4 protein-coding genes and 3 tRNA genes are annotated in these 6,210 nt (G+C 28.2%); 2 read left to right on the top strand and 5 right to left on the bottom strand.

Going from position 1 to position 6,210, the window contains the following annotated elements; all coding sequences use genetic code 11:
* Window positions 1-51: 51 nt before the first annotated feature.
* The 5 genes from ABVS04_RS09085 to ABVS04_RS09065 all read right to left on the bottom strand — a co-directional run bounded on the left by ABVS04_RS09085 (window position 52) and on the right by ABVS04_RS09065 (window position 2,775).
* Window positions 52-762: a hypothetical protein gene (locus tag ABVS04_RS09085; RefSeq protein WP_368030383.1), complete on the bottom strand. Its 711-nt coding sequence runs from the start codon at window positions 760-762 to the stop codon at window positions 52-54.
* A gap of 10 nt (window positions 763-772) precedes the next feature.
* A complete protein-coding gene (locus ABVS04_RS09080) occupies window positions 773-2,071 on the bottom strand; it encodes a tyrosine-type recombinase/integrase (RefSeq protein ID WP_368030382.1) in 1,299 nt (432 codons plus the stop codon).
* Window positions 2,072-2,449: 378 nt separating this feature from the next.
* Window positions 2,450-2,525 (bottom strand) — tRNA-Cys (locus ABVS04_RS09075).
* 65 nt (window positions 2,526-2,590) lie between these two features.
* Window positions 2,591-2,679 (bottom strand) — tRNA-Ser (locus ABVS04_RS09070).
* A 9-nt stretch (window positions 2,680-2,688) separates the two neighbouring features.
* Window positions 2,689-2,775, bottom strand: a tRNA-Leu gene (locus ABVS04_RS09065).
* A 190-nt stretch (window positions 2,776-2,965) separates the two neighbouring features.
* Between ABVS04_RS09065 and ilvD the strand changes: the two genes are divergently transcribed.
* A complete protein-coding gene (ilvD, locus tag ABVS04_RS09060) occupies window positions 2,966-4,654 on the top strand; it encodes a dihydroxy-acid dehydratase (protein WP_368030381.1) in 1,689 nt (562 codons plus the stop codon).
* Window positions 4,655-4,768: 114 nt separating this feature from the next.
* Window positions 4,769-6,202 carry a Do family serine endopeptidase gene (locus ABVS04_RS09055; RefSeq protein WP_368030380.1) on the top strand — a complete coding sequence of 478 codons (1,434 nt, stop codon included), beginning with the start codon at window positions 4,769-4,771 and terminating at the stop codon, window positions 6,200-6,202.
* The last annotated feature ends 8 nt before the right edge of the window (window positions 6,203-6,210 follow it).

Here is a 6,210-nt window from a genome sequence, read left to right as displayed (position 1 = left end):
AAAGATTTAGAACAAATCATTCATATGCTCAGAGTTTACACTAAAAAACAATTAGGTTTTATGTGCGAAAGTTGAGTTATTAATACAAGTACTTGATACTTTTAAAAAAGAACTTTTTTCTTCTATCTCTTTATAAATATCACTTTCTTGTAAAATTTTATTTATCTCATTTACAAAAGTTTTATATTCTATATAGGTAGATTCATCAGATATAGTAAAAATTTTATTATCAATTTTAGTTTTTACTAAATTAAAATTGATACATTCTTTATCAACTTTAATTTCAATATTAGATTCTATTATATCAATCTTATCTCTATAACTTATTAATTCATTAATCATTGACATACCAAAAAACTCACTAGTAGAGAGAAGTTTTTTTTCATAAGGATTCATTTCATAAGCTAAATTACTAAAATAATCAATTAATTCATTTTTATTTTCTATTTTTGATAAATTTTCAATAATATGTATTAATTGTTGGTGTGAATGGTATTGTGTTATCCAAATAATTGATTCTATATATAACTCAGGATAAATATTATAAATTATATTTTGTAAAGTGACTATTTTTGAATTTGATGAATATAAATAAATATCTTTTATTCTAGGAACATCTGAAAAATGACTAAAATCTGTATTTATATTTAAATTTTTTCTATATATATTTTCAGCTCTTATATACATTTCATATATAACGCAATTTGTTTGTTCATATCTTTGGAAATCATATTTCTTTTTGAAATCTTCATATTTTTCCATAATTAGTATCCTATAAATTTAAACTAATAATAAAATCACTCCAAAAATTCATTAAATTTTTCAGTTGTTTAGAGTAATCTGATTTATGATTATATGCTCTTGCAACTTTATTTTCCTCAAAATGGTCCAATGCTCTTTCTTTTACTTCAAATGGAAATTTATTTTTATCATCTAAAGTATCAATCATACTTCTAAATATTCCTCTGAAACCATGTGTTCTTATTTTCTGACCTTTAGCTTCATCATTAAATCCTAATCTTTTTAAAGCTTTATTTGTTGATTCTTTATTAATTGGTGAATTTAATTTTTTACCAATAAAAACATATTCACCTAGAATAGAATATTCTTCTATATAGTTTTTCTGATTTATTAATATTTCTATAACTTCATCTGTAAGAGGTAATAAAAAATCTGGCAAATTTTTATTTTTTACTTTCATCATAGCTCTAGGTATTATTAAAGTTTTATTCTCAATATCAATATATTCCCATTTTAAATTTGCTAAATTTTCTGGTCTTAATGGTAAATGCAACACTATTTTTAATGCATTCCGAATAGAGATACTTCCCTCTTCATTAGAATAAATAGAAACAATTAATTTTTTTAATATTTGGATGTCTGTAATCTTTGGCATATGCATAACTTCTTTTTTTACAAGAACATCTTTTTTTCTAATACTTGCAATCAAATTTAGTTCACAATAACCTTTTAATACACAGAACTTTAGAAAATTACCTATATAGTTAAATAATTTAGAAGCAGTTTCCGGAGCTGTTTTTTCTTTTTCTTGTAAAAGTTTTGTGATATCTAAAAGTTTAATTTCATTTACGAAAGTAATATTTTCCTTTCTAAAGAAATCAATCACATAATTAAAAATCATTTTTTTACTTTTGTGTGTTGTTTCAGTAGTTGATAAAGATTCTTTTACAAGCCATTCAATTATTGCACTTTTAATCTTACCTTTAGTATTTAAAACCATTAGATTATTTTCTTCTCTTTTATTATCAATTGGGTCAATATTATTTGCAAGTAATTCTCTATATTTTAAACCTATTTCTCTAGCTTTTAATAAAGATACTTCTGGATAATTTCCAAAAGAAGTTCTTCTTCTACTTTTTTTAGTTGGAGAGGTATATCTAAATTCCCATAACTTATTATAATTTGGCTTAACAGTAAGATATAAACCTTTAACTTTATTATCTGATATTTGATTTACAACTAATCTTTCATTTCCATCTATTTCAATTCTTATAGTTGGTTTAAGATGTTTTATTTTTAAATCAGTTAAATCATTTTTATTTCTTGCCATAATATATTCCAAATTCTTTTATTTGAAGAATTTTAATAGCATTATCATTAAAGAAAACTTACTAAAAATACCATATATACGGCATTTTATCGTATATAAAACTACATAAACCTACATAGTCCTAAAAAGAAATTCTGAAATTTGTAATAAATATTTTTTATAAGTTGAATGGTGGAATAAAAGTAATGGCCTATCAAATGGCCTATTGGAATTATAGAGAATTAATTTTTTAGTTTTAAAAAATTAATAGGCCATTTAATAGGCCATTTTGATACAACTTGTAGAAATTTACATTAACTAACATAAACTAACAAGATTGATAAAAGATTGATTTTATAGGGTATTTAAACTTATATAATAGTAATTAAATGGGAAAAGTGGAGGAGGTAGTCGGACTCGAACCAACGCATGTCGGATTTGCAATCCGAGGCATTACCAGCTTTGCTATACCTCCAACAGAAATATATAGTGATTAAATCATTTAAAATTAAAAAAAGTTAGATGATTTATTTTGAATAATGGCAGAGAGCAAGGGATTCGAACCCTCGGAGGCTTTCACCTCGCCGGTTTTCAAAACCGGTACAATCGACCAACTCTGTCAACTCTCTACATTATAATGGTGCGAATGGTGAGAATCGAACTCACACTCCGAAACCGGAACGGGATTTTAAGTCCCGCGCGTCTACCTATTCCGCCACACTCGCACATTTGGTAAGTCAATTTAAATATTGTTTACTTAAATTGGACTGGAATTATAATAGCTTTTTTTTTATTTGTCAAGAGTTTTCCGAAAAATATTTAAAATTTGTAAAAAACACTTTATTTAATAGAAATTGAACAGCAAAAAATGTATAATCTAGCATATTAATTATGCATATTTTAAAGGATTATACAGTGAGAAGTGATGAAGTAAAAAAAGGATTTGATAGAACACCACATAGATCTTTATTAAGAGCAACAGGTCTTAAAGATGAAGATTTTGAAAAGCCATTTATTGGAGTTGCTAACTCATTTATTGAGTTAATACCTGGACATTTTTTCTTAGATAAAGTATCAGCCATTATAAAAGAAGAGATCAAAGCAAACGGTTGTGTTCCATTTGAGTTTAATACTATTGGTGTTGATGATGGTATTGCTATGGGGCATGACGGAATGCTATTTTCATTACCTTCAAGAGAATTAATTGCAAACTCTATTGAAACAGTTATGAATGCACACAAACTTGATGCAATGATTGCTATTCCAAACTGTGATAAAATTGTTCCAGGTATGATTATGGGTGCATTAAGAGTAAATGTTCCAACTATCTTTGTATCTGGTGGACCTATGGAAAAAGGTTATACTCAAGATGGAACTCCAATTGACTTAGCGACTGCTTTTGAAGCTGTTGGAAAACACGAAGCTGGAGAGATGAGTGATGAAGAATTAAAAGATATCGAATGTAACGCATGTCCAAGTGGTGGGTCATGTTCTGGTATGTTTACAGCAAACTCTATGAATACACTTATGGAAGCTATGGGTATTGCTCTTCCTGGAAATGGAACAATTTTAGCTTTAACTCCTGAGAGAGAAGAATTATATAGAAAAGCAGCTAGAAGAATCTGTGAAATTGCACTTGATGCGTCATCAAGAGAAAAATACAAATTAACAAATATCTTAAATGAAAATGCTGTAAGAAATGCATTTGCTGTTGATATGGCAATGGGTGGAAGCTCAAATACCGTATTACATATGTTAGCAATCGCTAGAGAAGCAAAAGTTAACTTCAATCTTGAAGATATTAATAAAATCTCTAAAAGAGTTTCTCATATTGCAAAAATTTCTCCATCTTTATCTACTGTTCATATGGAAGATATCAATAAAGCTGGTGGAGTAAATGCTGTTATGAAAGAGATGACAAAAAGAGGTGATGACATTTTAGCTGATAACCTTACAATCTCAGGAGAATCAATCTTAGAAAAAATCAAAGATTCTTATATCAAAGATACAAATATTATTCATACTATTGATAATCCATATTCACAAGTTGGTGGATTAGCAATTTTATACGGTAACTTAGCAGAGCAAGGTGCTGTTATTAAAACTGCTGGAATTACAGGAGCTAGAGCAATGACTGGGAAAGCTGTTTGTTTTGATGGACAAGCTCAAGCTATTAAAGGAATTGTAAGTGGAAAAGTAAAAGCTGGTGATGTTGTTGTTATCAGATATGAAGGTCCAAAAGGTGGTCCAGGTATGCAAGAAATGCTAGCTCCAACTTCACTTATCATGGGAATGGGACTTGGTGATAGTGTTGCACTTATTACTGATGGTAGATTTTCAGGAGCAACAAGGGGTGCTTCTATTGGGCATGTGAGTCCTGAAGCTGCTGAGGGTGGTATGATTGGATTATTAAAAGATGGTGATGAGATTCATATTGATGTTGATGCATATGTTTTATCTGTTAAATTAACAGATGAAGAGATAGCAAAAAGAAAAGCTGAATTTGTTCCTCTTAAAAAACCTCTTAACTCAAGCTGGTTAGGTCAATACAGAGCACTTGTAACAAATGCAAGTTCTGGAGCGGTTTTAAAAACTGATTTATAAAAAATAAATAGGGGAAGCCCCTATTTATTAACCATGCATTAACTATTGATTGAAAAATAGTTTACTCTTATAGCTTAGAATCAAACATATATAAAATTAAAAAAGGATTTAAAAGTGAAGAAAAAACTTTTGATTATTTCTACATTAATTGCTACACAATTATTCGCAAAAACTATAGATTTTGAAATGATGGATAAAAATCCAGTAAGAGTTGCACCAAATTCAAGTAATGAAATTTTATCGTTTAATGACAGTGTTAAAAATTCAGTAAATTCAATAGTAAATATTTCAGCTAAAAAACACGTCGATTCAAATTTAAACTCAGTACCTTTACAACAAATGTTTAACGATCCACTATTCCAAAAGTTTTTTGGTGATCAATTTGGCGAAAATCCATTTAAACAAAACAGAGTTCAAAGATCATTAGGTTCAGGTGTTATTATTTCAAAAGATGGTTATATTGTAACTAATAATCATGTTATTGAAAATGCAGATGAAATCACGGTTACAATAGGTGATGATACAACTGAGTTTAATGGTAAATTAATTGGTCGAGATGCAGATAGTGATATGGCTGTTATTAAAATTGAAACAGAAAAAACATTAACTCCAATTAAAATAGGAGATTCAAATACTTTAAAAGTAGGAGATCTTATTTTTGCTATTGGAAATCCTTTTGGTATTGGAAGTACAGTTACTCAAGGTATTATTTCAGCACTTAATAAAAATAAAGTTGGAATAAATAGATATGAAAACTATATTCAAACTGATGCTTCTATAAATCCTGGAAATTCAGGTGGTGCTTTAGTTGATAGTCGTGGTGCTTTGATTGGTATTAATACTGCTATCATCTCTAAATCTGGAGGAAACAATGGTATTGGATTTGCAATTCCAATTGCTATGGTACAAGATGTTGTTACAAAATTAGTTGCCGATGGTAAAGTTACAAGAGGTTACTTAGGTGTTGTTATTGGTGATGTTGATAATGAGCTTGCAAAAGTTTATAAAAGAAAAGAAGGTGCCTTGATTTTAGATATATCAGCAGATACTCCAGCTTCTAAATATGGCTTAAAAAGAGGTGACTTAATTTATGCAATAAATGGTAAAAATGTAAAAGATAGAACGTCTTTACAAAATACAATTGCTTCATTTAAACCTGAAGAAAAAATTGTACTTCAAGTTGAAAGAGATAAAAAAGATATTGATATAAATATTGTATTAGGTGATAGAACTTCTAGTTTAGCAGAAGTTCAAACAGATAGTTCAATACCTGTTCTTGGTGGATTAAAACTTAGTGTTATAGATGCTGAAAATCAAAAGAAATTTAGATTGCCAAGTGAAATAAGTGGAATTCTAATTTCAGATGTTGAGCCTAAATCACAAGCTGAAAAATCAGGTTTTCAATCAGGAGATGTTATTATTCAAATTGAAGATATTGAAATTAAGACTTTTGCAAATATTGATGCAGCATTAAAAAAATATAACAACAAATATAAAAGAGTTTATGTTAATAGATATGGTCAAACTATTCTATTCGTAACGCAATAAAGGATACC

The organism is Arcobacter sp. s6 (genome assembly GCF_040884245.1).
Taxonomy (GTDB): Bacteria; Campylobacterota; Campylobacteria; order Campylobacterales; family Arcobacteraceae; genus Aliarcobacter.
The sequence above is the reverse complement of the archived record's forward strand: the minus strand, read 5'-3'. Positions and strand labels throughout refer to the sequence as shown.

Bases quoted from the DNA above. Each gene is read 5' to 3' on its own strand.
- ABVS04_RS09085 (WP_368030383.1), bottom strand. From the start codon at position 762: ATGGAAAAATATGAAGATTTCAAAAAGAAATATGATTTCCAAAGATAT.
- ABVS04_RS09080 (WP_368030382.1), bottom strand. From the start codon at position 2,071: ATGGCAAGAAATAAAAATGATTTAACTGATTTAAAAATAAAACATCTT.